Origin of the sequence: Leisingera sp. M658 (genome assembly GCF_025144145.1) — a bacterium.
Classification (GTDB): domain Bacteria; phylum Pseudomonadota; class Alphaproteobacteria; order Rhodobacterales; family Rhodobacteraceae; genus Leisingera.
Map to the genome: position 1 here is coordinate 3,958,914 of NZ_CP083546.1, position 26,095 is coordinate 3,985,008.

Here is a 26,095-nt window from a genome sequence, read left to right on the forward strand (position 1 = left end):
CTTACCCGGCGGGCGGTCCCAGGAAGATCTGGGAGATCCAGATGATCAGGCCGTATCCGCCGACCAGTCCCACCGCCAGTACCGGCGCCAGAACCACGGCGAGGAACAGGAAGGTGTTCCGCTCTTCGGCTTTGCTTGGCTGTTCGGACATTTTTTTGTCCTCCTTGGCTCGTACAAATGTAGCGCAGCAAGCCGGCCGGAAAAGGCCGCATCTGATTCCGGTTTTCTGAACAGTGCCGCGTCGCTGGCAGGAGAATGCGCAGGACGGCTGTTCTGCACTTTGATCTGAATCATTTCCCGGGCGGTAGATTTGGCAAAACCAAACATTCAAACAATCGAAATTAACGATATCAATGCGCCCATAGCGCTTCCAACCGCGAATATCGCCAACCTATTTAGAACACGCCCATATCTCGGGAACTGCTTGGGAAGTACCGCCAGCCAGCCTCGTGCCGCTTGGCCAGTAAAAGCGCACTGAATTTGATCATCACCCTTGCGATGCCATTCGGCCGCAATTACCGGGGCTGGCAATACGCCTGCCGCGACGTGGCGGGGAAGCCCTCGCAGCAGCGCTTACGCGCAAACCATTGGGCCAATCGCGCAAACTTATGGGGATCGCGCACGAATATGCGCGATCCTACAGCCCGATCAGAAATCCAGGTTTTCGACGCTAAGCGCGTTCTTTTGGATAAACTCGCGACGGGGTTCGACAACATCGCCCATCAGCTTAGTGAACAGATCATCCGCCTCGATCATATCGTCGACCCGCACTTGCAGCAGTGTCCGGGCGTCCGGGTCCAGTGTCGTCTCCCACAGCTGGTCCGGGTTCATCTCGCCCAGGCCTTTGTAGCGCTGCAGCGAGAGACCCTTTTCGCCTTCATCAAGGATCGCCTTCAAAAGATCCAGCGGTCCGTGAATAATCTGGCTGCGATCGCGGCGGATCAGCTGGGAGGAGGTGCCGTAGACTTCCTGCAGGCTTTGGGTGAAGCTGCCGGTTTTGCGTGCCTCGCCGGAGCGCAGCATCGGACCGTCCAGGGTACGCACTTCCTCGACGCCGCGCAGGATGCGGGCCAGGCGGATGCCGTGATCCTGGGTGATCCGGCCCTGCCAGCCGCGCTCATATTCCAGGGCAATGGCGTCCAGCCGCGCCGCAACCTTGTCGGCCACGCCCTGCAGGTTGGAATCCACCGCACCGGGCACAAAGGCACCGGCCACGGCAGCTTGCTCCAGGATGTGGCGCGGGTAATGGGTCGGGAAGGCATCCAGCACACGCTTAAGCTGGCGCGCCTCGTCGACCACGCGGGTAAGGTCGGCACCGGCAATCTCGGAGCCGTTACCGAGTTTCAGCAACGCGCCGTCGACACCTTGGTTGATCAGATAATCATCCAGCGCTGCCTGATCCTTGAGGTAAACCTCGGATTTGCCGCGCGCGACCTTATACAATGGCGGCTGCGCAATGTAGAGATAGCCGCCCTCGATCAGCTCCGGCATCTGCCGGTAGAAGAAGGTCAGGAGCAACGTCCGGATATGGGCGCCGTCCACGTCCGCATCGGTCATGATGACAATCTTGTGGTAGCGCAGCTTATCAATCTTAAATTCGTCCCGGCCAATACCGGTGCCCAAAGCCATCACCAGGTTGCCGATCTCCTGGCTTCCCAGCATCCGGTCAAAGCGTGCGCGTTCAACGTTCAGGATCTTGCCGCGCAGGGGCAGGATTGCCTGGGTCCTCCGGTCCCGGCCCGTCTGGGCGGAACCGCCGGCCGAGTCCCCCTCGACCAGGAAGACTTCGGTTTTGGACGGGTCTTTTTCAGAGCAATCCTTCAGCTTGCCAGCCAGGTAATTCACGTCCATCGCAGTTTTGCGGCGGGTCAGTTCGCGCGCTTTGCGGGCAGCCTCGCGGGCCAAAGCGGCCTCGACAATTTTGCCAACGATTTGCTTGGCCTGGCCGGGATTTTCCTCAAACCATTCTGCCAGTTTTTCCCCGACCAGGCTTTCGACCACCGGGCGCACCTCGGATGACACCAGCTTGTCCTTGGTCTGGCTGGAGAATTTCGGATCCGGCACTTTCACCGACAAAACGCAGGTCAGCCCTTCGCGGGCGTCATCACCAGTAAAGGAGATCTTTTCCTTTTTCGCAATGCCCGAAATCTGCGCATAGTTGTTGATCGTCCGGGTCAGCGCGCCGCGGAAGCCTGCAACATGGGTGCCGCCATCGCGCTGCGGGATGTTGTTGGTAAAGGGCAGCACAGTTTCGTGATAGCTGTCATTCCACCACATGGCGATTTCGACAACGATTTCATCCTTTTCACCGATGATATAAACCGGAGTTTCCATCACGGGCGTCTTGTGGCGGTCCAGGTATTTGACGAATTCCTTGACGCCGCCGTCATAGTACAACTCCACTTCCAGCCGTTCCGCCGGGCGTTCGTCGATCAGGATGATGCGCACGCCGGAGTTCAGAAAAGCCAGTTCCCGCAAGCGCTTTTCCAGCGTTTCAAAGACATATTCGAGGTTGGAAAACGTATCCGTCGAGGCCATGAAGCGCACTTCGGTGCCGGTCCGGTCGCCGCAATCGCCGACCACCTCCAGATGCCTGGCGGTATCACCGCGCTCAAACCGGGCAATGTGTTCTTTGCCGTCGCGCCAAACGCGCAATTCCAGCCAGTCAGACAGCGCGTTCACCACCGAAACACCCACACCGTGCAGGCCGCCGGAGACCTTGTAGGAGTTGCTGTCGAACTTACCGCCGGCGTGCAGCTGGGTCATGATGACCTCGGCCGCGGATACGCCTTCTTCCTCGTGGATACCCACCGGAATGCCGCGGCCGTTGTCGCTGACGGATACGCTGGAATCGGCGTGGATTTTCACCGTCACGTGGTCCGCGTGGCCTGCCAGCGCCTCGTCGATGCCGTTGTCCACGACCTCATACACCATGTGGTGCAGGCCCGAGCCATCGTCGGTGTCCCCGATATACATGCCGGGGCGTTTTCGAACCGCCTCCAACCCTTTGAGAACCTTGATGGAATCCGCGCCATATTCTGCGGGGGCCTGCTCGTTTCCGGACATTCACATCTTCCTGTCTTTGCTTCAGGATTTTATACGGAGTCTGGCCGGGATTGTCACGCGCAAGCCCCCTTTTTTCAGGGCTGTACCAGACGATTATGCAGCCAAGGCGCCAAGCTCCGACGCGGTGTTCAGCCAGGCTGCGCGCTCATCCGCACTTGACCCTTGCAATGCGCCGAAATGGCAGGTCTCTACCGGATCAATCCCCACGAAATTCAAAATCTGCCGCTCCACCTGAACATGCGCTGCATTGCCATAGAACTGCTCCATCAAGTCAGGCGGCGTGTCCGATGCCACCAGCACCCGGCCAGACTTTCCGGCCAAAAGCGGTTTCGGCAGGCCATCGGTCACAATGCGCGGGTCAAACGTGCGGCCGGGAAGCAGGATACGGTCAAACAACCCCTTCAGTTTCCCCGGCATCCCGCCCCACCACAGCGGAAAGGCAACGACCACATGCTCTGCCCATTCAAAGTCCGCAAGCACTGCTTCGATCTGCGGCTCCAGCCTCTTTGCTCCGGAAAACCCGGCCTGGCCAAAGTCTGCGTCGAACTCCAGCTGCGACAGCTTGTGCAGGCGCACATCGTGCCCCGCAGCTTGCGCCGCAGTTGCGTAGGCTTCGCATAGCGCCTGTGTAAAAGTGTTCTCAGCCGGGTGGCCGTTCAAGATCAATATTTTTCGGGCAGACATGTCATTCTCCATGAGTTAAGTTGACCACGGTCACTTTATTGAGATAAAAATGACCGCGGTCAATTATAAAAGTGACCGCGGTCAATAACGAACCCGTGAGGATGAGGCATGACACGTGCTCCACAAAAGCGGCGGCTGGAAACCCGCGCAAAACTGCTCAGCACCGCAACCGTCATTGTCCAGAAACAGGGCTATAGCGGTTTGCGAGTTGAAGATGTGGTTGCCCGGGCCGGCGTTGCAAAGGGCACCCTGTTTTCCCATTTCAAGGACAAGGACGGGCTGCTGGCCGTCCTGATCGGAGAGGAAGTGACACGGCTGCTTGACGGGATGGAAACCGCAGGCGCCCCCTCGGATGTCGCGGAGCTGACCGCCCGTCTTGCACCGCATCTTGATTACGTTGCCCAGGACCGGGTGATCTTCGATCTGCTGCTGCGCTATTCAGGCACCACTGCGGATGAGCCGGACGAAGTTGTCACTGCAAGCTTCACCCGGCAGGTCGCCTTGCTGACAGGCTGGCTGCAGGACATGCAGGCCACGGGCGGGGTCCGCCGGAACCAGCCGCCGGAATTGCTGGCGGAAGGCATCCAGGCGTTTCTGAACCATGTGCTCGGCTTATGGTTCTGCATTGAGCATGAGACTGAAGCGCACCCGGCCCAGACGCTGGAACCTTACTTGCAGGCCTGGTTGCAACCATCCGCCTAAAGGAACGGGATCGCAATCCCCACACAGATCAGCAGCCCGCCGGACACCAGGTTGATGCGCCGCAGGATCCGGGGCGAGGCAACCGCCCGCCGGACCCGGTGCACCATCCCTGCCAACGCAAGGTTCCCTGCCAGCGGAACCGCAAAAGACAGCACCACAATGGCGGCAACGTCCTGCCAGGTTGTACCTGACAGATCAAAGAAACCAGGCAGAACGCCCATATAGAACAGGATTGCCTTGGGATTGCCCAGGATCACGGCAATTCCCGCCATGAACCCGGCCCAGACGCCGGGCCGGGTGAGGGCGCGGCTTTCCTGAACCGCTTCGCCCGCGTGGCGGATCAGCAGCCCCCCCATGCCGAGGAACATCAGGCAGGCCAGCCAGCGCAACAGGGTCATGATGCCGGTGAATTCGGAAACCACCCAGGACATGCCGCCCACCGCCACCAGCGGCCACAGAATATCGCCGCAGGCAACCCCCAGCGCCAGCGGCCAGGCCGCCGGAAACCCGCCGGAAACCGAACGCGCCATCAACGCCAGCCAGACCGGGCCGGGCGTCAGGAACAAGATCAGCAGCGCCCCTGCATAAAGCGACAGATCCCAAGCGGTGACAGTCATTTCTGCGTCACCTCTGACCCGCTGCCGCTGTCAGTGACTTCCAGTATCTGCGCCCGGCCTGCCAGCTCGCCAAACAGCTCCGGCCCGGTGCCCGTCATCCAGGCCTGGGTTCCCAGGGTGCAGATCTCGTCATAAAGGACCGCACGGCGGCCAGCGTCCAGATGCGCGGCAACCTCATCCAGAAGCAGGATCGGCGGCGCGCCCTCGCGCTGCGAAAGTGCCCGTGCGTTGGCCAGGATCAGCGACACCAGCAGCGCTTTCTGCTCACCGGTCGAACAGTCCTTGGCCGGGATGCCCTTAGCCTGGTAGGTGCCGATCAAATCGGTTCTGTGCGGCCCGACAAGGGTCCGGCCCGCCGCCAGATCCCGGAACCGGCTTTCCTCCAGCGCCTCTTTGAAATCCGCCTCAGTGGACGGCATGCTGCCTTCGGATTGCAGCAGCTCCAGCTCAGCCGCGGGGAATACGGTTCCGGCTTCGGCCTGGGCAATCTGCAGCAATTCCACCGCTTGCACGCGCGCCGCATGGATCCGGTGCCCGGAGGCGGCCATCCGCTCTTCCAGCACCCTGTACCATGCGGCATCGCGCACCTGCTCCTTCAACAACCGGTTGCGTTCGCGCATCGCCTTTTCATAGGCCAGCGAGGCCTCGGCATGGGCGGGTTCAAAGCTCAGCGCGATCCGGTCGAGAAAGCGGCGGCGGCCTTCTGCCGCTTCAATCCACAACCGGTCCATCGCCGGGATCAGCCAGACCACCCGCGCCACCTGGCCCAGCGCGATCTGGCTGGCGGGCTTATTGTCGATCTTCACCTGCCGGGCATTGCCGCCTTCGGACCAGGTTTCCACCTCATAGGCCTGCGAGGGTGCCCGCAGCTCACCCTTCAGTTTCCACCCCAGCGCTTCGGGCTGGCGTGCCATCTCTGCCGCACTGGCCCGGCGCAGGCCCCGGCCGGGCGAAAACAGCGACACGGCTTCCAGGATATTGGTCTTGCCCGCACCGTTATTGCCGTGGATGGCTACCGGACGCCCGTCCAAACGCAATTCCGCCCGCAAATGCGAGCGGAAATGGGACAAGGTCAGGGCAGTCAGGGCCAGCACGCGGCGCGCTCCCGTTTCATCTTTCCAAAAATACTCGCGTCCCGCCGCCCGGCAGGGGAGACAGCGCCGTCAGGCGCTTCAGACACGCATCGGCATCACGACGTAAACAGCGCTTTGATCGCTGCCTTCGCGCATCAGGGTCGGATCGCCGGAGGAGTTGAACATGAACACAGCGTTTTCGCGGTCCACCTGGTTGGCAATTTCCAGCAAGTACTTGGCGTTAAACCCGATTTCCAGGCGTTCGTCGTTATATGCCACCGCCAGCTCTTCTTCTGCAGCACCGCTGTCAGGCGCATTGACCGACAGGATCAAGCGATCCTCTTCCAGCTGCAGCTTCACCGCACGAGAGCGTTCGGAGGAAACAGTGGCAACCCGGTCAACGGCCTGGGCGAACTCGGAGGCATCCACTTCCAGACGGCGGGTGTTGCCGGCCGGGATCACCCGGGTGTAGTCCGGGAAGGTGCCGTCGATCACTTTGGAAGTCAGGGTGATGTTCGGGGTGGCAAAGCGCACCTTGGTTTCCGAGACCGACACCGCGATGTCCATATCATCGTCATCCAGCAGTTTGCGCAGCTCACCCACGGTCTTGCGCGGCACGATCACACCCGGCATGTCCTCGGCGCCCAGCGGCAGCTCGGCGTCGATGCGCGCCAGACGGTGGCCGTCGGTGGCCACAGCACGCAGAACCTTGCCGCCTTCGGCACTGTTGGAGACATGCAGATAGACACCGTTCAGATAGTACCGGGTCTCCTCGGTCGAGATTGCAAATTTCGACTTGTCGAACAGGCGGCGCAGCACCGCGGCCTTGGCCGCAAAATTCGAGTGGTATTCCGACGATGCCATCACCGGGAAATCCTCGCGCGGCAGGGTCGCCAGCGAGAAGTTGGAGCGGCCGGCCTCAACGGTCAGGCGCCCGGTTGCGGCGTCGGCGCTTAGTGTGACCAGCGCGCCGTCAGGCAGCTTGCGGACAATCTCGTGCAGAGTGGTGGCGGCAACGGTGGTGGCCCCGGCGCGTTCCACCTGGGCGGGGGCCTTGTCGACCACCTCGATATCCAGATCGGTGGCGCGGAACTGGACGCTGTCGCCTTCGGCTTCGATCAGCACATTCGCCAGAATCGGAATGGTGTTGCGGCGCTCGACCACCGACTGTGCCTGAGCCACAGCCTTGAGAAGCGTGCCGCGTTCGATGCTGATCTTCATGTCCCAAATCCTCTCCGTCTGGCCCCGTGTCACTGGCCGGGACAAGCAACCTACCTGTTTACCCCTGCCGTACAAGGCTTTTGTGGATTTCTCCAAGGGATTCCCGGCGGGGTCAAGAGGCGGTGGGCAGCTGGGCCGCGAAACCGGAGGAAACGTTGCAGCAGAACACGGAATTGTCCCCGCGGGGACAGAGCTGCAAAACCCAGGCTTGTCCCCGTGGGGACACCTACGGAAAACGCCCCGGCGCTTGGACCGGGGCGTAATACGGAACAGGTTAAACCTTTGGAGAGGCGGCTTAGGCCTTCACCCGTTCCGATTTCGGATCATACATCGGCTTCAGCGAAACCTCGGCCTTCACTTTCACGCCGCAGACGTCGATCTCGTAGGTGGAGGCCAGCACATCAGCAGCCTTTTCGCCTTCGCACGGCACATAGCCCATGCCGATGGCAGCACCCAGGGTATGACCGTAGTTGCCGGAACTGAGGTAGCCCACGTATTTGCCGTCACGGATGATCGGCTCGTTGTGGAACAGCAGCGGCTCGGCATCCGTCAGTTTGAACTGAACCATGCGGTTCCTGGGGCCGGTTTCCTTACGCTCCAGCACCGCGGCTTTGCCGATGAAGTCGTCCTTGTCGGTCTTCACCGCAAAGCCGAGGCCTGCGTCGATCACATTGTCCTCGCAAGTGATGTCGTGGCCGAAGTGGCGGAAGCCCTTCTCGATCCGGCAGCTGTCCATCATGTGCATGCCGCAGAGCTTAAGCCCCATGTCCTGACCCGCCTCGTGCAGCGTTTCGAACGCGTGGCCCGCCATGTCGGCGCCGACATAGATCTCCCAGCCGAGTTCACCCACATAGGTCACGCGGTGCACACGGGCGAGGCCCATTCCCAGTTCGATCTCCTGCGCGGTACCAAAGGGGTTCACCTCGTTCGAGAAATCGTTCGGCGAGACTTTCTGCAGCAGCTTGCGGGCGTTCGGGCCCATCACTGCCAGCACGCCCTCGCCTGCGGTCACATCGGTGATCACCACCCGGTGGTCGCCCACGTGGCGCATCATCCAGGTCTGGTCGGCCAGACGGGTCACCGCCGGGGTCACCACCAGATAGGCAGTTTCCGACAGGCGGGTGACGGTCACATCGGCCTCAATCCCGCCGCGGGTGTTCAGGAACTGGGTATAGACGATCTTGCCCGCGGGAACCGACAGGTTGGCGCCGCAGATGTAGTTCAGGAAGGTTTCGGCATCCGGGCCTTCGACGCGGATCTTGCCAAAGGAGGACATGTCGTACATGCCGACATTTTCGCGGACTGCACTGTGTTCAGCGGCCGAATTCTCAAACCAGTTCTGGCGTTTCCAGCTGTACTGGTATTCGCGTTCCTGGCCCTCATTGGCAAACCAGTTGGCGCGTTCCCAGCCGCCGATTTCACCCATCACCGCGCCCTGCTCCAGCAGGTGGTGGTGGAACGGGGTGCGGCGCACGCCGCGGGCGGTGGCCTTTTGACGGTAGGGGTAGTGGTCGGCGTAGAGGAGACCCAGCGTCTCCTTGGAGCGCTCATAAAGGTAGTGCTTGTTACCCTGGAACGGCTGCATGCGGGAGATGTCCACGTCGCCAAGGTCGAACGGTTTCTGGCCGTCTTCCATCCATTGCGCCAGCGCCATGCCAGCGCCGCCCGCCGACTGAATACCGATTGAGTTGAAACCTGCGGCGACCCAGAAATTGTCCATCTCGGGCGCCAGGCCCAGGTGATAGGCATCATCCGGAGTGAAGGATTCCGGACCGTTAAAGAAGGTGTGGATACCGGCCTCAGCCAGCATTGGCATCCGGTTGCAAGCGGCTTCCAGAATAGGTTCGAAGTGGTCGAAGTCCTCAGGCAGCTGGTCGAATTCGAACGTGTCGGGGATGCCGTTCATCGCCCAGGGTTTGGCGTTCGGCTCAAACGCGCCGAGCAGGATTTTACCCGCGTCTTCCTTGTAGTAGGCACATTCGTCCGGAACGCGCAGCACCGGCATCTGGGTCAGGCCGGTGATGCCTTCGGTCACGATGTAGAAATGCTCGCAAGCATGCAGCGGCACGTTGACGCCCGCCATGCGGCCAACCTCGTGGCCCCACATGCCGGCGCAGTTCACCACCATGTCCGCCTCGATGTGGCCCTGGGACTGGCCATCATCGCTGGCCCAATCGACGCCGGTTACACGGCGGCCGTCTTTGGAGATGCCAGTAACCTTGATCCGTTCCTTGACCAGCGCGCCGCGCTGGCGGGCGCCTTTGGCCAGGGCCAGCGCAATGTTTGCCGGGTCGCCCTGCCCGTCTTTCGGCAGCCAGACACCGGCAGTCACATCGCCGACATTCAGGTGCTCGTAGCGGGTTTTCACTTCCTCAGGCGAGATTTCCTCGACCTCAACGCCGAATGCCCGCGCCATGGCGGCCTGGCGGAAGATCTCTTCCTTGCGTTCTTCGGTCAGCGCAACCGTGATCGAGCCGCAGCGCTTAAAGCCGGTCGCGACACCGGTTTCTTCTTCCAGCGCGCCATAAAGCTCCTGACTGTATTTGGCGAGCTTGGTCATGTTGGCAGTGGCGCGCAGCTGGGCGATCAGCCCCGCGGCGTGCCAGGTGGTGCCGGAGGTCAGCTGTTTGCGCTCCAGCAGCACCACATCCTTCCAGCCCAGTTTGGTCAGGTGATAAGCCACCGAGCAGCCGATCACGCCGCCGCCGATAATGACCACGCGGGCCTTGTTGGGAAGATCGCTCATATCATCGCTCCACAGTCCAGTGTTTGCGTCTGATTACCACGGAAAGGCGGCGTAAAATGCATCAAAAACGCCAAGCTTCCCCGGCTATTCTCCGGCTTTGAGGATATCTCCGGAACCGTCTTCCCCCAGCCGGCGGCGCTTGCGCAGGGTAAAGGGGGTGATGCCGAAGAAGCTTTTGTAAAGCGAGGAAAAGCCATTCGGGAAACCGCAGGCAAGGCCGATCTCCCGCACGCTCATGGTTGTGTTCAGCAAAAGGTTATTGGCCTTGGACAGCCGCATTTCCCGGTAAAACCCGTTGGGCGTGGTGCCCAGGAAGGTCTTGAACTTGCGCTCCAGCGACCGGGTGGAGATGCCCAGCTCATCCACGATTTCGCTGATCGGCACCGGTTCTTCGATATTGCCCTGCATGATGCGGATGCAATGATCCAAGTCGCTGTCGCCGGTGATCGTCGGCTTGGCGCCGGCAAAGGGCTGCAGCGAGGAGAAATCGCGCACCTGTTCGTGCAGCATGATGTTGGCAACGGTCATCTGCGCCGCGGCCGAGGTCAGCCGCCCAACCAGCGCCAGCACGATATCGACCGTAGACCCCATGCCGGCACAGGTCACCACCAGCCCGTCTTCGCTGGCCAGGGCATGGCTGGAATCGTTCAGCCCCATACGTTCGCGCAACAGGGCGGAGTTTTCCCAATGCGTCGTCAGCCGGCCGGCCGCGCCGCCCTGATCGCGGATGTAGCGGGCTGCGGCTTCGGCCAGCAGATAGACCTTACTGCCGCGGCAGGTGTAGCTGGAGATCACCCGGCCCAGGCTGAGGCCGGGATGATCCGGGTCCGAATTGCCAAGGAAGAAGGCAAAATCCGCAGCAGGCTTAACCGCGAAGGGTTCGGTGTCCACGCTAAGGCCCGCCTTGCAGCCGACGCGCCCGCCCTGCAGGGACCGCACAGTCCAATTGAACGGCGGCTGCGCCAGCACCCGGTTGGCGATCCGCAGCACTTCGACCACAGCCGACATCTCAGTCAGCACAAATCCCTCGCTGACGATGATATCGATACTCCAGACCCGGGCCGGATCCGCGGTTTTGAGTTTTTCCTGCGTTGCCATGCTGATCCCCCTGTCAGACGATGTCAGACGATCCGATGCCCGGCCGCGCGTAAGCAGCGGGCCAGTTCGGCGATGTGGTCCGGGCCGACCTCGCAGCAGCCGCCGACGATGGTGGCACCTTGCGCAACCCAACCCATTGCAAATTCCGCATAGGCCACTGGCCCCAGATCCTGGCGCTGCTCCAGCGCATCCACGGTAGGGGCGTCCTTCAGGAAATCCTCGGATATCCGGGTGAAACCGTTGGCATAGGCCCCGTAAGGCTTGCCGAATGTTTTTACGGTCTCCAATCCCTCGCCGATGACCTCGGGCCGGGAACAGTTGAGCAGAACCGCATCGGGCTGGAATTCCTCAACCAGCGGGGCCAGCGCGGCAAGCGGCTCCCCCGAGCGCAGCAAGGTGCCGTCTTCGTCGGAAACAGAGGCCGCCAGCCAGACCGGTTTGTCCGTAGCCGCACAGCCCAGCAACGCGCCTTTGGCATGTTCCAGCGAGGCGACGGTTTCGATCAGGAACAGATCCGCCTGCGGGCCGAGTAATTCGACAAGTTCTGCGTAGACAGGTTTCGCCTCATCAGGCGGCGGGCAAATGTCAGGCCGGTAAGATGCGATCAACGGGCCAAGCGCTGCCGCGACACGGCCCGTTCCATGGGCGTCCCGCGCTGCAGCGGCTTGAGCGGCGGCTTTGTTCAGAAGCTCTTCGAAGTGGTCTTCCAGACCTGCGCGCTGCAACCGGTCACGCAGAACCGCATAGGTGTTTGTTGTGGCAACCGTGGCGCCTGCGGCAAAGTAATCGGCATGAATGCCGCCGACCACCCCGGGCCGGTCAACCATCACCGCGGTGGACCACAAAGGGGTTGCGCGGTCGCCGGACCGTTTGACAACCTCCTGCCCGATCGAGCCATCCAGAAGCGTGATCTCAGCCATAACAAACAGTCCTTTGTGCGGGTTGCCTTGCGCCGCCAGGATACAGGAAACGATCCGGCGGCGCAGGCTGTCTTTTATAGGGGCATCAGCCCGGACCTATGCGGCCCGGGCTGATGCGGGTTGATCAGGCGCGCAGGCGCTCGTTTGCCGGATCCCACAGCGGTTCATCTTTTTGAACCACGGCCCGGCATTTCTGCCCGTAGATCTCAACCTCCAGCTCGGTGCCCGGCACGGCCAGTTCACTGCGCACCATGCCCAGCGCGATGGAGGCGCCCACACGGTAGCCCCAGTCTCCGCTCGTGGTCTCGCCCACGATCTCGCCATCCTTGGAGATGCAGGACATGTAAGGCGCATCTGCATCGCCGGCCTCGACGATCATGGTGACAAAGGACTTTTTCACGCCCTGCTGCTTTTCGCTTTGGATTGCGGCCTTGCCCGGGAAATCCTGCGGCTTGTCGAGTTTGACAAAACGCTCCAGCCCGCCTTCAAGCAGCGAGTAATCGGTGCTGAGGTCACCCTTCCAGGTGCGATAGCCCTTCTCGATCCGCAAGGAGTTCAGCGCATACATGCCGAACGGCTTGGCGCCGCCTTCGATCAGCGCCGCATAGATCCCGGCCTGATGCGCGTTGGCGCAATGCACTTCCCAGCCGAGTTCGCCGGCATAAGACACCCGCGCCAGGAAGGCAGGTTTGCCCGCGACCGTGGCTTCCTGATGGGTCAGCCAGCCCAGCGACAGGTCGGCGTCAGAGATGCCCGCAAACAGCTCCCGCGACTTCGGACCGGTGACAATCATCGTCGCGAATTCGGTGGTGCGGTCGGTCAGGGTCAGGCCAGCGGGCAGCGCCTTGCGCAGGATCTCAAAGTCGTGCCACTGGGCCGAACCTGCGGTGATCATGGTAAAGTGGTCTTCGCCATGACGAATACAGGACATCTCGGTCAGGATCCGGCCGCGGTCGTCCGAGACATAGACCAGGTTCATCCGGCCCACTTTCGGCAGGCCGCCGGTGACCAGTCCGCGCAGGAATTCCGCGGCGCCTTCGCCATCCAGATTGAAGCGCGAGAAACCCGGCAGATCCAGAACACCGACGCCGTCGCGGACCGCTTCGCATTCTTCCTTGATGCGCTGCTGCCACGGGCCGGAGCGGCCCCAGGTGTGGGTGGCTTCCTCTGAGGTGTCGTCACCATCCTTGGCGAACCAGTTGGCACGTTCCCAGCCATTGTAGGCACCCATCTGGCCACCCAGTTCCTTGATCTTGGCGTGTACCTGGCTGACCTTCTTACCGCGCGCGGCCGGCCATTCGTGCTGCGGGAAGTGCATGGCGTATTCATTGCCGTAGACTTCCATGCCTTTCTGATCACAGTAGTCCTGATCCGTGTAGTCGGTGTAGCGGCGCGGATCGACCGCCCACATGTCCCACTCGGTCCCACCATCGACGATCCATTCCGCCAGCACCTTACCGGCGCCGCCGCCCTGGGCGATGCCGAAGGTAAAGACGCAAGCCTCGAACGCGTTGTCGACACCCGGCATCGGGCCGATCAGCGGCAGACCATCGGGGGCATAGGGGATCGGGCCGTTGATCACGCTGGAGACGCCGGAGGATGCCATCAGCGGCACGCGTTCCATGGCGTCGGTCACGATATCCTCGATCCGGTCCAGATCATCCGACCACAGCTGGAACGAGAAGTCGTCCGGCATCTGATCGTCTTCGGTCATCCAGTGGCCTTTGCAGTTCGGCTCATAGGGGCCAAGATTGTAGCCGTTCTTTTCCTGGCGCAGGTAATAGGACACGTCCACGTCGCGGATCAGCGGCAGCTTCTTGCCATGCTCCTTGCTCCAGGCTTCCACCTCAGGGATCTGCTCGGTCAGCAGATACTGGTGCGACATCACCATCATTGGCACGGTACGGCCGCCGTAAGGCTTGAACCACTCACCGATACGCTGTGCGTAATAGCCAGCGGCATTCACCACATAGTCACATGCGATGTCGCCCTTTTCGGTGTGCACGATCCAGGTCTTGTCTTCCTGTTGCGTGACACCGGTCGCCGGGCAGAAGCGAATGATCTTTTGCCCCATGTCGCGGGCACCCTTGGCCAGTGCCTGGGTCAGCTGCGCCGGATCAATGTCGCCATCAGACGGGTCCCACAGGACGCCTTCCAGGTCGTGGGTTTCCAGGAACGGGTAGTTCTCCTTGGCCTGTTCCGGGGTCCACATCTCCATCTCGATGCCCTGATAACGGCCCATCGAACAGGCGCGTTCAAATTCCTGCATCCGCTCTTTATTGTGCGCCAGACGGATCGAGCCGGTCTGGTGGTAGTTCATCGGATAATCGACCTCTGCCCCGAGGCGTGAATACAGCTCTGTCGAATAGCGCTGCATGTTCATGATCGACCAGGACGTCGAAAACGTCGGCACATTGCCAGCCGCGTGCCAGGTCGAACCGGCGGTCAGCTCGTTCTTCTCCAAAAGCACACAATCGGTCCAGCCTTTCTTGGCCAGATGATAAAGCGACGAGGCGCCAATGACGCCGCCGCCGATGATGACCACGCGGGCCTTGGTTGGAAAATCAGACATGTTCGCTCCCTAATCTCAGTCCTTCTGCGGCACGCCGTCCGCAATCTCGTAGTAGTCGCCCTTGGAGGCGGCAAAGATGTGCTTTTCGACGCTGAGACCGGTGTTCCCGTCGACAGCGCCCAAAGCGAAACTGGTGGTATCTTCGTCATGCGCCTTCCAGAACAGGAAGGAGCCGCAGCGCCGGCAGCTGCCGCGCTTGGCCGCTGCGCTGGCTACAAACCAGCTGACCCGACCGGTGATATTGAGGTCTTCGTCGCGCACATAGGCCGAAGACCAGATGCCGCCCGACTGCTTGCGGCACTGGCTGCAATGGCACATGGACGCGCCTTTGGGCTGCGCTGCGGTATCAAAGCGGATATCTCCGCAGAGGCAGGATCCTTTGATCATCGAGGCCTCCTAATACACCGGCGGTGCAATCACCCAGACGGCCACTGCGGGTTCGTCATAGGGATTCGACCACTGATAAGGTTCATGCTTGATCCGGAAACTGTCGCCCGGACCAACGGTGAAGCTGCGGCCCCCGATCAGCAAATCCAGCTTGCCCGAGATCACATAGCCAACCTCTTGTGTCGGCCGGTGGGCCGGCGTCTGCATTCGCGACTGCGGGCGGAAGGTGGAATGCACCATCTCGAAATCGTCAGTCAGATCGGGCGACAGCAGCTCTTCGATCAGCCCTTCCTCGCCCGAGCCCATCGGGCGGCGCGAGCCTGCGCGAACAATATAGCCATGCTCATCCGCCGGCGCGCCGGTATGGGCAAACAGCATAGACATCGGAACGCCCAGGGCCTCGGCAATCTGGCGCAGGTCGGAAATCGAAGGTTCGGACATGTCCCGCTCAACCTGGCTGAGCCAGCCAACTGAGCGGTTCAGCATCGCCGCGATATCCGACAGCGTCAGCCCGCGCGCCTTGCGCAGAGCCCGGATATCCGCCCCCAGTGTCGCCGCTGCCAGGGTTTGATCGTTCACCGGCTCTCTCCCCGTTCGTGAAAAAATGCTCTCGTTTTTCACGATGCCTTGAGATCGTGAAATTTCCAAGCTTTTTTTCACGAACTAGCCGCGAACCAAGAAAAAACCCAGCGCCTTCAGGCACCGGGCTGCTTCTTTCTGGGTGAAAATACCCTGGGGTGAGGCCGCAAGGCCGAGGGGCAAAGCCCCTGCAAGGGCGAATCAGCTGCGGCTGAAGACCTGCCGCAGGATTACTGCCAACTGCTCAGCATCTTCCTCAGTAAAGGCGTTGGGCTGGTCGCTGTCGATATCAAAAACCCCGATCAGCCCGCCTGCGGCATTCCAAACCGGCAAAACCAGTTCCGACCGGGTGGAAGAAGCGCAGGCGATATGGCCGGGAAAGGCATCCACATCCGCCACCAGCTGCACCACTCCGGTGCGTGCTGCCGCGCCGCAAACGCCGCGGGAGAACGGGATTTGCAAACAGCCGTGCCCGCCCTGGTATGGGCCGATTTTCAGCAATTCCGGTGCAACGGCGCGGTAAAAGCCGGTCCAGTCGAACCGGTCGTCGGCGTGATGCACTTCGCAGGCGACAGTGGCCATCAGCGCAACCTCATCCGTTTCGCCTGCGGTCAGCGACGCGATGGTTTTGGTAAGGGTTCCGAAATCAGCCTGCATGCCTGCCTCTCCTTCAACGCATTGAGGGGGCTGTCTGCCCCCTCTTGACCTGACGGTCAATTCACCCCCGAGAGTATTTTTCAAAGGTGAATGTCACACCCGCTCAATTGCAATCGCCGTGCCTTCGCCGCCGCCGATGCAGATTGCCGCCACGCCGCGCTTAAGGCCGCGTTTTTCCAGCGCGTTCAAAAGCGTGACCATGATCCGGGCACCGGACGCCCCGATCGGGTGGCCCAGCGCACAGGCGCCGCCGTTCACGTTCATCTTATCGCGGCTGATGCCCATTTCATGCATAAAGGCCATCGGCACCACAGCAAAGGCTTCGTTCACTTCCCACAGATCGACGTCTTCAACCTGCCATCCAATATTTTTCAGCAGCTTTTGCGCAGCGGGAACCGGCGCGGTCGTGAACAAGCCCGGTGCCTGCGCATGGCTGGTGTGGCCCAGGATTCGGGCGCGGACCTTCAAGCCATGTGCCTCGGCAGCTTCTGAAGACGCCAGCACCAACGCTGCAGCGCCATCGGAAATAGAGGATGCATTGGCTGCTGTCACAGTGCCATCCTTGCGGAAAGCAGGTTTCAGCGCCGGGATCTTCTCCGGGCGCGCAGACTTTGGCTGCTCATCCGTGTCCGTTACCACGCTTCCCTTGCGGGACGTCACCGTAACGGAAGCGATTTCCCCGTCAAACGCACCGCTTTCCTGGGCTTCCAGCGCGTTGGCCAGCGACTTCAGTGCGTATTCGTCCTGAGCTTCGCGGGTGAACTGGAATTTTTCAGCGCAATCCTCGGCAAAGGTGCCCATCAGGCGGCCCTTGTCATAGGCATCTTCCAGCCCGTCGAGGAACATATGGTCAATCACCTGGCCATGTCCGATACGGGCGCCGCCGCGCATTTTGGGCAGCACATACGGCGCGTTGGTCATGCTCTCCATGCCGCCGGCAATCATCGTATCCGCGTGGCCCAGCGCGATCTGGTCAAAGGCGATCATCGCCGCCTTCATGCCAGAGCCGCACATTTTGTTAAGGGTCGTGGCCGGCACCTCATCGCCCAGGCCCGCGGCGAATCCGGCCTGACGCGCCGGCGCCTGGCCCTGGCCCGCAGGCAGGACGCAGCCCATCAGCACCTCATCGACAGTGGCAGCACCGGCGCCTTCGAGGGCCGCCCGGATAGCCGCACCGCCCAGTTCCGAAGCCGTCACCCCGTCATACATGCCCTGGAACCCGCCCATCGGCGTCCGGGCCGCTCCGGCGATAACAACATCTTTCATGCAATTTTCCTCCAATCGTCAAAATAATACCTACAGAATAGTAAGCTTTGCGGTCTAGAGTGCTGACAAATGACGTTACATCCCGGGGGATCAAAATGAGCCTGACGACCACCATGACGGACGATGCACAGATCGTTAAAGTCAATGCCGAACGCATTGATGCCGCCATGGCCATCCAGTTCAAGGAGGACATGCGCACGGAAACAGAATCCGGTGCGGACCGTGTCATCCTGGACCTTTCCGAAGTGCAGTTTATTGATTCAAGCGGGCTTGGCGCGATCGTCGCCGCGATGAAGCAGCTTGGCGGCACCCGGAAACTGGATCTCGCCGGGCTGACCCCCATGGTCGAAAAAGTGTTCCGGCTGACCCGCATGGACACGATCTTTGACCTTTATGGTTCCCTTGGCGACGCAATCGCTCCGGCTGGCGCAAACTCCTGAAAACCAATGCGCTGTCAGTGCAAAGCGAGAAATCGATGGTAAAAACTTTTGCCTGCTCGTTCACGGCTACGAACCTGAATGCCCGTTCAGGCATCTCATCGGTTGTAGACCAGCTTCGGTCCCTAGGGATCCCGGGTGCCCGTGTGGATGAGGTGCAAATCGCTCTGACCGAGGCTGTGAACAACGTAGTCGAGCACGCCTATAAAAGTGCTTACCCAGGAGACGTGCGGATCCGGGCTGAGCTTTATCCTGAACGTTTGTGGATCAGCATCCAGGACGCCGGTGTTCCTTTTGCTAAGGGAGAATTGCCGGAGGGCAAACCTGCTGATATCAGCGTTCCGGTTGAAAGCATGCCCGAAGGCGGGTTCGGATGGTTTTTGATCCGCGAATTGGCAAGCCAAGTCCAATATGAGCGTTCGGAGGGAAACAACAATCTATCGCTCTGCTTCGAAATCAAAGTGACCAGCCCCTCGGCCGAAGTCTGAACAGCCCCAGGTTTGCAGAGGCACGGCTGCGGGTTTGCTGCATTTTAACGCTTTGCCATAATCGCGCCGCAATCCCGGCCCACCTCAGCCCGATAGGTATGCGACTTTTAAACTGTAGCTGAAATGAGCTTCCCCCGGTACCGCGTGTTCTAGCCCCCACCAGTGCGCGGCACCGGGGATACTTCCATTGGCCCGCTTTCCTGACCCAGGGTGACGTTCCGTTCCTTCAGTACCGCTGAAGATTTAAGTTGCCTTCCCGCCGTGTGCGCATAGCCTATGCAAGGTGACGGCAGGAGCAGGGAAATGCGCGACTTTCATCTTCCGGGGCGATCAGCCGTCTTTGCCCAAAACGGCCTGTGCGCGACCTCGCATCCTCTAGCTGCCAGCGTCGCCGTCGATATCTTGAAACGCGGCGGCAATGCAATGGATGCGGCTCTGGCAGGGGCGGTCTTACTGGGGATTTGCGAGCCGCAAATGACAGGCATCGGCGGGGATTGCTTTGTTCTATATTCCCGCCCGGGACAGGGCATCCAGGCGCTGAACGGATCAGGCCGCGCCCCTGCCGGGGCCAGCGCTGCTGCGCTTCGGGCACAAGGGCTGGAAACCGTTCCGCTGGGCAGCCCCGAGGCGGTGACGATCCCTTGTGCGATTGACGCGTTCTGCCGTCTGGCCGAAAGCGAAGGACGGCTTGGGATTGATGCGCTGCTGCAACCGGCAATCCACTATGCCGAAGAGGGCGTTCCCGTGGCGCCGCGCACGGCGTTCGACTGGATCAACAGCGCAGCGGCATTGCAAGGCGCGGCGCGGCACCACTACCTGAAAGACGGCCAGCCGTTCATCAGCGGCGATGTGTTCCGCACACCTGGGCAGGCCGAAGTGCTGCGCCGCATCGCTAAAAACGGGCGGGAGGCCTTTTATTCCGGGGACGTGGCCGAAGATATGGTGGCCGCGCTGACGGCGCTTGGAGGCGTTCACACTCTGGCGGATTTTGCCGCTGCCAGCAGTTTTGCAACACAGCCGGTTGACGGCCAGTACAATGGCCTGGGCCTGACCGAGCATCCACCCAATGGTCAGGGTGCAACTGCGATTTTGCTGCTGAACATACTCAAGCATTTTGAAATTTCTAACATGGATCCGTTTGGCGCTGAACGTGCGCATATCGAGGCGGAGGCCGCCAAGCTTGCCTATGATGCGCGCAACCGGTTCCTGGCCGATCCAGATCACACCACCCGGCTGGCGCATATGCTGGCACCCGAAACGGCTGCCCGGCTTGCCGCGCTGATCGACCCCAAGCACGCCCTGCCGGCAGCGCAGCCGCTAACCGAGGCGGTGCACAAAGACACGGTCTATACTACTGTGGTGGACAAGGACCGCATGGCGGTCTCACTGATCTATTCTATCTTCCACGGTTTCGGCTCGGGCATTGCGTCTGAACAATTCGGTATTCTGCTGCAGAACCGCGGCGCCGGCTTTACCCTGGAAGCGGGTCATCCGAATGAATTCGGACCGGGAAAACAGCCGATGCATACGATCATCCCCGCCATGCTGCAGCAAGACGGAGAAGTAATCATGCCCTTTGGCGTGATGGGCGGCGGTTATCAGCCGACCGGCCACGCCCGGCTGGTCTCCAACCTCGTTGATTTTGGCATGGACCTGCAATCAGCTGTCGATGCCCCCCGCTGCTTTGCCGATAACGGAGTGCTGAAAATCGAGCGCGGCTATGCGGCTGAGGTTCGCCGGAAGCTTGCGGATATGGGGCATCGCGTGGTGGTGCCGGACACGCCGCTGGGCGGCGCGCAGGCGATCCGGATCCATGCCTCGGGCGTGCTGGAAGGCGCCAGTGATCCGCGCAAAGACGGCTGCGCGCTGGGGTATTGATGAAGGGGAGTTCCGGCCGGCCGGAAACAGCGGAATTCAGTTCAGCTGATAGTGCAACGCATAGGCGCCGCCATCGAAATTCCCAAACATTTCAGGGACATCCGGGTGGCCAATAGGCTCCCCGGAATAGTCCGCCACCAGGTTTTGCTCAGAGACGTAGGCGACATAATAGCTTTGGTCGTTTTCCGCCAGCAGGTGGTAGAACGGCTGGTCCTTTACCGGGCGGCTGTCTTCCGGGATCGCCTCATACCATTCGTCGGTATTGGAGAACTCGGGATCAACATCAAAGACCACCCCGCGGAAGGGGTGCTTCCGGTGGCGGACGACCTGCCCGAGGTTGTATTTTGCGCGTGTTCTCATCATGGTCATGTTCGCCCCCGTACATTGTAAATAGCGCGCGCGCCAAGCAATTGTCCAACTCTTGACGCAAATTTTCAGGGAAACAGACTGTGAACCTCGCTTTGACAGTACTCGAAATCACCGCCCCGGTGTTCCTTCCGGCCATGGCCGGGTTCACATGGGTGAAACTCTGGTTCGAGTGCCGCACGCAGTTTGTCACCCGGTTGACGATGACCCTGGCGGTGCCTGCCTGATCTTCACCGAACTGATGAAAACGGAGCTGGACAAGGCGGCGCCCGGGGCCTTTTTCCTGGCCGCCTTGGCGGGCCATGCAGTGCTGGAGGGCATAGGCGGAATTGCCTGCCGCACAGCGCACCTGGGCCGCCGCACCTATCTGGCGCCTTTCATCCTCGGCAATACCGGTAAACTGGGGCTCCCGCTACCGATGTTTGCCTTCGGCGAGGCCGGATTGGGCTATGCCGTTGTCATGCTTGCTGTTTCAGCCACCCTGTCCTCCACCTATGGGATCTATCTGGCGGCGGGCCGCAATGCCGGCAGCAAAGCTATCCGGGAACTAATGGTTTGGACAACGCTTCCGGGCGGGCTGTTCCTGTGGCAGGAATTGGGAACACCGCGCTTCCTGACCAATGCGCTGGAATAGACCGGGCAGAAAAGTTTGAAGCCGATTCCAGCGCTGTGGCCGGGCTTGTGCTGGTCTCAACCCTGATGTCAACGGCATTGCTGCCACTGCTGCTGACCCAGTTTCTGTAATTGTGATTTCCTCACCTGCCGCAATCCGCTAAACTTGCCGCAAAATAACCCAAATCAAAAATGGGCAGAGGCAATGAGCAGAATAATCAGCGCCCTCGTTCTCCTCATGGCGGTAGCGTCTTGCGGAGGCGGGCACAAAGCGCCGCCGCGCAATCTGGATAATGCGTGCAGCATCATTCAGCAGCGGCCCGAATACCTGAAAGCCTTCCGCGCGTCCCAGCGCCGCTGGGGTGTCCCGGTGCATGTGCAGATGGCAACGATCTATCACGAAAGCCGGTTCCGCGGCGATGCCCGCACGCCGCACCAGTACCTGCTGGGAGTGATCCCGGTCGGGCGGCAATCCAGTGCTTACGGTTACAGCCAGGCACTGGACGGCACTTGGGACGATTACCGGCGCGATACCGGCCGGCGGCGGGCCAAGCGCGACCGGATCAGCGATGCGGCCGATTTCATGGGCTGGTACATGCGCAAGAGCCGCGAAAAGAACGGTATCCAGCTGTATGACGCGCGCAATCAATACCTCGCCTACCACGAGGGGCATTATGGCTACTCACGCGGCAGCTACCGGTCCAAACCGTGGCTGCAGCGTGTTGCAGGACAGGTCGAATCCCGCGCCCAGACTTATCAAGCCCAGCTCGCGACCTGCCGTAAGTTCCGCTGAGATCCAAAAGGGGCTTTCTTTGTGAAAGCCTCTCAACCGTTGGGCCTGATATTGCGATTGTTCCCTAACCGTTGAATTCACGCGGAGCCGCACCGGGCGCCAGCCCGGTGCCGGGCCCAAGGCCGCCAGGCTGTTCTGGCAAGGCCGGAGCAGCCGCGGGCGCGGGAGCCGCAACCCTACCGGGATCTGCCGCTGGTGGTGAACAAGCTGGAGGACAGTTTTTGACCGGTTTCCATTGCACCCAGAATCACAGTTGTCTGGCCGCCTGCACCGTCGTGAATGACCCATTTGCGCAGTTCTACCGGGGCGCCGGTGAACATCATTTCGATACTGCCATAGTCCGGGTGTTCCGGGTCCTGTGCCCGCACAATAGTAGAGGTGCCGTCAAAACTGTGCCCCACCACCATATTTGCACGCCCTAAATTCACGTTGCGGTCCAGGATGATTGACAGCGGAGTCCGCTTGAGCGGGTAGGTCTCAGGCGGCTGGTTTGATTTGGGATCGTGGATCACCACCGCCCCGCCGCCGGCAACCACGGTACCGCCGCCCTTGCCGTCATACTCAAACCGCATCCGGCCCGGGCGGTGCATGTAAAGCTTGCCCGTCGACAGGCTGCCGTCGTCATTGATCTGGGTGAAGGGGGAGGCTGCGGTGGAAATCCCGTTCAAATAACGGGAAATCTCATTGAGGCTAAGCTGCTCAGCCGCCCAAGCGGCCGGCGCAGCAAGGGTCAGCGCAAAGGCGAGTGCAATCCGTTTCATGGCCTCAACATAGGCACGCTGCTGCAAAAGTGAAGATGCCGGATCCCTACGGACCCGGCATCGGCAGATTTTCGTCAGCTCATTGTTCGGGAACCAGAATTTCCCGCTTGCCCACGTGGTTGGCAGCCGACACGACGCCCTCGTCCTCCATCTGTTCAACCAGCCGCGCTGCTTTGTTATAGCCGATCGCCAATTTTCGCTGGATGTAGGAGGTGGAGCATTTGCGATCCTTGACCACGATCGCAACTGCAGTGTCGTACAAAGCGTCCTCTGTATCAGTATTGCCGCCGGTGTTCAGTCCCAGAACTGCATCAATGTTATCAGCCTTGTCGTCAGCCGGACCATCCAAAACGCTGCCGACATAGTCCGGCGGGCCGAATTGCTTGAGGTGGTTGACCACTTCCTCGACCTCTTCGTCCGAACAGAACGGCCCGTGGCATCGGGTGATCTTGGCGCCGCCGGCCATGTACAGCATATCCCCCATACCCAAGAGCTGTTCAGCGCCCATTTCACCCAGAATGGTGCGGCTGTCGATCTTAGAGGTGACCTGGAAGGAAATCCGGGTCGGGAAGTTTGCCTTGATGGTGCCGGTGATCACGTCAACCGAGGGGCGCTGTGTTGCCATGATAAGATGGATGCCCGAAGCCCGCGCCATCTGCGCCAGACGCTGGATGCAGGCTTCGATCTCTTTGCCGGCGACCATCATCAGGTCTGCCATCTCGTCAACAATCACAACGATATAGGGCAGGACAACGGGTTGAAACTCTTCGGTCTCGAACACCGGCTCGCCGGTGTCGTCGTCGAAACCCGTCTGCACGGTTCGCGAGAACATCTCGCCCTTGGCCAGCGCTTCCTTCACGCGGCCATTGTAGCCGGCGATGTTGCGCACACCCATCTTGGACATCTTGCGGTAGCGGTCCTCCATCTCGCCCACCACCCACTTCAGCGCCACAACGGCCTTCTTCGGGTCGGTCACAACAGGCGAAAGCAGATGCGGGATGCCGTCATAAACGGAAAGCTCCAGCATTTTGGGATCAATCATGATCAGGCGGCATTCAGCCGGCGTCAGCTTATACAGCAGCGACAGGATCATGGTGTTGATCGCCACCGACTTACCGGAACCCGTGGTGCCGGCAATCAGCAGGTGGGGCATTTTGGCGAGGTTCGCGACCATGGAATCGCCGCCGATATCCTTGCCCAATGCCAGTGGCAGCGCGTGGTTGCCGTCGCCGAAATCCCGCGACGACAGGATCTCGCGCAGGACCACTTTTTCGCGTTTCTCATTCGGCAGTTCGATACCGATCACTGTACGCCCCGGCACGGTTGAGACCCGTGCCGAAAGCGCCGACATCGAGCGGGCGATGTCGTCAGAAAGGCCAATCACCCGAGATGCCTTGAGGCCCGGTGCCGGTTCCAGCTCATACATGGTGACAACGGGACCGGGACGGACCGAGGTGATCTCTCCCTTGACGCCATAGTCATCCAGAACGGCCTCCAGCATCCGCGCATTTTCTTCCAGCGCTTCGTCGCTCAGGTGGTGACGCTCGATGCCGGTCGGGTTGGTCAGCAGGCTTAGCGGCGGCAATTCAAAATCGCTGCTGCTGGCATCGAACGCCAGATTGGGCTGCGCTTCGGCCTTGGCACGCGCCGAGGGCTGTACGGTTTTGCGTGCCGGCTGTTCGACCACTGCCTTGCGCGGCTCGGCCACGGGCAGATCAACGGTCAGACGCGGTCCCGGCACCGGGCGCGGTTCGGGCGCGGAGGAAACTGGCGCAGGCGGTTCCGCAGCATCCGGCAGATCCTCGGACGGGACGTAGTCCGGAGCTATCATACTGTGATCCGAAGCGGCCTTTGCAATCTCATCTTCGTCCCGCAGGTCAGCATACGATGCTTCCGAACCAAAGGCGTCTTTTGCGGAAGCCTGCCAGGAAAGCGAGGGATCTTCCGGCAGCGGCGGCATCGTTGCAAGCGCAGCGGTCAGAGGTGGCTCAGGCGGCAGGCCGTCCTGGTCCATGGCAGGGTTGTAGATCAGCGGTGCGGGACGCTGGCCGCGGCCTTTGGTCAGCGGCAAGGCCGGATCCTGCTCCGGCGGCACATCTGCTGCCCGGCGAATGCGCACGGCATTGGCGATTTTCTGGGAAATCCGGTCTTCACCGCCTTCGCCATCAGCCGGAAATTCAGCCGCGTCCTCGTCCTGCATGTCAGCCGCATAGGCGCTGTCCGCCTCCGGCGCAGGTGCAACACGGCGGATCAGGCCGGGCACACGCGACAGCAAACCGCCTTTGGCAGGCGCTTCCGGCTCTTCCTGCTGGCTGTCCGCAATGTATGCGTCTTCTGCATAATCCTCGAACATCTCCGGCTCAGCGTCAGCAGCGTCATAGGCAGATTCTTCCGCTTGTTCCGCCCGCGCCTTACGGTAGGTCATTGCGGCCTGCAGCCCGCTGGACGCCCCGCGCCCCAGCAATGCGGCCACGGCGCCATAGCCCAGGATCAGGCCGATCATCACTTTGTGCAGGCCCTTCTTCACCTCGGGCCAGGTGAAGCCAAGCACCGCGCAGCCAAGCGCCAGCATTCCCGCGGCACTCAGCAGCGACATGATTTTCACCATGAAATGCAGGCCTACAGGCAGCAGCGCCAGCAATGCGCCCAGGAAGGTGTAACCAACCATGCCGCCAAGGCCGAAGTCATAATTCTGCTGCCAGGTGGAGCTGGCGTTCAGGGTTTCCATGTGCAGCGCCACCACCAGCAGCCACGGCACCGACAAAAGCAGCGGCCAGACCACCCGGTCCTCGCCCTTGTGCAGCACAAACCGCAGACCCCAGGCTGACAGGAACAACGGCACGGCCCAGCTGGCCTTGCCGAACAAGGTAATCAGGATGAAAGAGACAGAAGCGCCGGGACGGCCCAGCCAGTTCTGCACTGGCGCGTCCGTGGACACGGTCCAGTTCGGATCGTCCGGCGTATACGACCCCAGCATGGCGGCAACCATCAGCCCCACGAGGATCAATGCAATCCCAATCAGTTCCTTGCCGCGCTTTTCAATAGCCGCCTGCATATTGCTGTCGAGCAGCGGATCGCGGCTGCGGGTTTGAAATGCCATGCCTACCTCAGTTCCGTTTCTTTTGCCCGTGCCCGCTGTTACCCGCAAGGTCACGAACCTGTCCGTTTATTG

The 26,095-nt window shown here is 61.0% G+C and carries 24 protein-coding genes; 7 read left to right on the forward strand and 17 right to left on the reverse strand.

Annotation, left to right across the window (positions count from 1 at the left end; translation table 11 throughout):
• Position 1: 1 nt before the first annotated feature.
• The 3 genes from napE to K3724_RS19315 all read right to left on the reverse strand — a co-directional run bounded on the left by napE (position 2) and on the right by K3724_RS19315 (position 3,750).
• The gene (napE, locus tag K3724_RS19305; RefSeq protein ID WP_129372422.1) at positions 2-151 is read right to left on the reverse strand and encodes a periplasmic nitrate reductase, NapE protein; all 150 of its coding nucleotides are present in this window, start codon (positions 149-151) and stop codon (positions 2-4) included.
• A 497-nt stretch (positions 152-648) separates the two neighbouring features.
• Positions 649-3,066 (reverse strand): DNA topoisomerase (ATP-hydrolyzing) subunit B, encoded by a 2,418-nt coding sequence (gyrB, locus tag K3724_RS19310; protein WP_259988322.1) that lies wholly within the window; start codon positions 3,064-3,066, stop codon positions 649-651.
• Between the two features lie 93 nt (positions 3,067-3,159).
• Entirely contained in the window at positions 3,160-3,750 is a 591-nt protein-coding gene (locus K3724_RS19315) for an NAD(P)H-dependent oxidoreductase (RefSeq protein ID WP_259988324.1), read from the reverse strand.
• 108 nt (positions 3,751-3,858) lie between these two features.
• Here K3724_RS19315 and K3724_RS19320 point away from each other — a divergent pair, with 108 nt between their 5' ends.
• On the forward strand, positions 3,859-4,452 hold the full coding sequence (locus tag K3724_RS19320) for a TetR/AcrR family transcriptional regulator (RefSeq protein ID WP_259988326.1): 594 nt from the start codon (positions 3,859-3,861) through the stop codon (positions 4,450-4,452).
• Here K3724_RS19320 and K3724_RS19325 read toward each other — a convergent pair.
• The 11 genes from K3724_RS19325 to K3724_RS19375 form a co-directional block, all read right to left on the reverse strand.
• Positions 4,449-5,069: a LysE family translocator gene (locus tag K3724_RS19325; protein ID WP_259988327.1), complete on the reverse strand. Its 621-nt coding sequence runs from the start codon at positions 5,067-5,069 to the stop codon at positions 4,449-4,451. The genes K3724_RS19320 and K3724_RS19325 overlap by 4 nt on opposite strands.
• On the reverse strand, positions 5,066-6,163 hold the full coding sequence (recF, locus tag K3724_RS19330; RefSeq protein WP_259988329.1) for a DNA replication/repair protein RecF: 1,098 nt from the start codon (positions 6,161-6,163) through the stop codon (positions 5,066-5,068). Before recF ends, K3724_RS19325 begins: the two co-directional genes overlap by 4 nt.
• Before the next feature lie 78 nt (positions 6,164-6,241).
• Positions 6,242-7,363, reverse strand: a complete 1,122-nt coding sequence (dnaN, locus tag K3724_RS19335; protein ID WP_259988331.1) for a DNA polymerase III subunit beta — start codon at positions 7,361-7,363, stop codon at positions 6,242-6,244.
• A 295-nt stretch (positions 7,364-7,658) separates the two neighbouring features.
• The gene (locus tag K3724_RS19340) at positions 7,659-10,109 is read right to left on the reverse strand and encodes an FAD-dependent oxidoreductase (protein WP_259988333.1); all 2,451 of its coding nucleotides are present in this window, start codon (positions 10,107-10,109) and stop codon (positions 7,659-7,661) included.
• Positions 10,110-10,193: 84 nt separating this feature from the next.
• Positions 10,194-11,207: a GlxA family transcriptional regulator gene (locus K3724_RS19345; RefSeq protein ID WP_259988335.1), complete on the reverse strand. Its 1,014-nt coding sequence runs from the start codon at positions 11,205-11,207 to the stop codon at positions 10,194-10,196.
• Positions 11,208-11,230: 23 nt separating this feature from the next.
• On the reverse strand, positions 11,231-12,127 hold the full coding sequence (locus K3724_RS19350) for a homocysteine S-methyltransferase family protein (RefSeq protein ID WP_259988337.1): 897 nt from the start codon (positions 12,125-12,127) through the stop codon (positions 11,231-11,233).
• 124 nt (positions 12,128-12,251) lie between these two features.
• Positions 12,252-14,699: an FAD-dependent oxidoreductase gene (locus K3724_RS19355; RefSeq protein WP_259988339.1), complete on the reverse strand. Its 2,448-nt coding sequence runs from the start codon at positions 14,697-14,699 to the stop codon at positions 12,252-12,254.
• Positions 14,700-14,714: 15 nt separating this feature from the next.
• The gene (locus K3724_RS19360) at positions 14,715-15,086 is read right to left on the reverse strand and encodes a GFA family protein (protein WP_259988341.1); all 372 of its coding nucleotides are present in this window, start codon (positions 15,084-15,086) and stop codon (positions 14,715-14,717) included.
• Positions 15,087-15,095: 9 nt separating this feature from the next.
• Positions 15,096-15,665, reverse strand: coding sequence for a helix-turn-helix domain-containing protein (locus tag K3724_RS19365; protein WP_259988343.1), 570 nt, complete (start codon positions 15,663-15,665; stop codon positions 15,096-15,098).
• A gap of 201 nt (positions 15,666-15,866) precedes the next feature.
• On the reverse strand, positions 15,867-16,322 hold the full coding sequence (locus K3724_RS19370; protein WP_259988345.1) for a GAF domain-containing protein: 456 nt from the start codon (positions 16,320-16,322) through the stop codon (positions 15,867-15,869).
• Between the two features lie 93 nt (positions 16,323-16,415).
• Positions 16,416-17,588, reverse strand: coding sequence for an acetyl-CoA C-acyltransferase (locus K3724_RS19375; RefSeq protein ID WP_259988347.1), 1,173 nt, complete (start codon positions 17,586-17,588; stop codon positions 16,416-16,418).
• Between the two features lie 95 nt (positions 17,589-17,683).
• On the opposite strand from K3724_RS19375, the gene K3724_RS19380 reads away from it, so the two are divergent.
• From K3724_RS19380 to K3724_RS19390, 3 genes are all read left to right on the forward strand, one after another.
• Positions 17,684-18,028, forward strand: a complete 345-nt coding sequence (locus K3724_RS19380) for an STAS domain-containing protein (RefSeq protein WP_129372437.1) — start codon at positions 17,684-17,686, stop codon at positions 18,026-18,028.
• 35 nt (positions 18,029-18,063) lie between these two features.
• Positions 18,064-18,513, forward strand: coding sequence for an ATP-binding protein (locus tag K3724_RS19385; RefSeq protein ID WP_259988349.1), 450 nt, complete (start codon positions 18,064-18,066; stop codon positions 18,511-18,513).
• Positions 18,514-18,816: 303 nt separating this feature from the next.
• Positions 18,817-20,391, forward strand: a complete 1,575-nt coding sequence (locus K3724_RS19390) for a gamma-glutamyltransferase family protein (protein ID WP_259988351.1) — start codon at positions 18,817-18,819, stop codon at positions 20,389-20,391.
• Positions 20,392-20,427: 36 nt separating this feature from the next.
• Here the strand turns inward: K3724_RS19390 and hspQ are convergent, their stop codons facing one another.
• The gene (gene hspQ / locus K3724_RS19395; protein WP_035920248.1) at positions 20,428-20,754 is read right to left on the reverse strand and encodes a heat shock protein HspQ; all 327 of its coding nucleotides are present in this window, start codon (positions 20,752-20,754) and stop codon (positions 20,428-20,430) included.
• A 98-nt stretch (positions 20,755-20,852) separates the two neighbouring features.
• Here hspQ and K3724_RS24040 point away from each other — a divergent pair, with 98 nt between their 5' ends.
• From K3724_RS24040 to K3724_RS19405, 3 genes are all read left to right on the forward strand, one after another.
• On the forward strand, positions 20,853-20,984 hold the full coding sequence (locus tag K3724_RS24040; protein ID WP_409201390.1) for a hypothetical protein: 132 nt from the start codon (positions 20,853-20,855) through the stop codon (positions 20,982-20,984).
• Positions 20,985-20,998: 14 nt separating this feature from the next.
• Entirely contained in the window at positions 20,999-21,391 is a 393-nt protein-coding gene (locus K3724_RS24045) for a hypothetical protein (RefSeq protein ID WP_409201391.1), read from the forward strand.
• Between the two features lie 183 nt (positions 21,392-21,574).
• Positions 21,575-22,162 carry a lytic transglycosylase gene (locus K3724_RS19405; protein WP_027256819.1) on the forward strand — a complete coding sequence of 196 codons (588 nt, stop codon included), beginning with the start codon at positions 21,575-21,577 and terminating at the stop codon, positions 22,160-22,162.
• Positions 22,163-22,338: 176 nt separating this feature from the next.
• Here K3724_RS19405 and K3724_RS19410 read toward each other — a convergent pair whose 3' ends face one another.
• Positions 22,339-22,923 (reverse strand): outer membrane lipoprotein carrier protein LolA, encoded by a 585-nt coding sequence (locus K3724_RS19410; protein ID WP_129372440.1) that lies wholly within the window; start codon positions 22,921-22,923, stop codon positions 22,339-22,341.
• 79 nt (positions 22,924-23,002) lie between these two features.
• A complete protein-coding gene (locus K3724_RS19415) occupies positions 23,003-26,023 on the reverse strand; it encodes a DNA translocase FtsK (RefSeq protein ID WP_259988355.1) in 3,021 nt (1,006 codons plus the stop codon).
• Between the last annotated feature and the right edge of the window lie 72 nt (positions 26,024-26,095).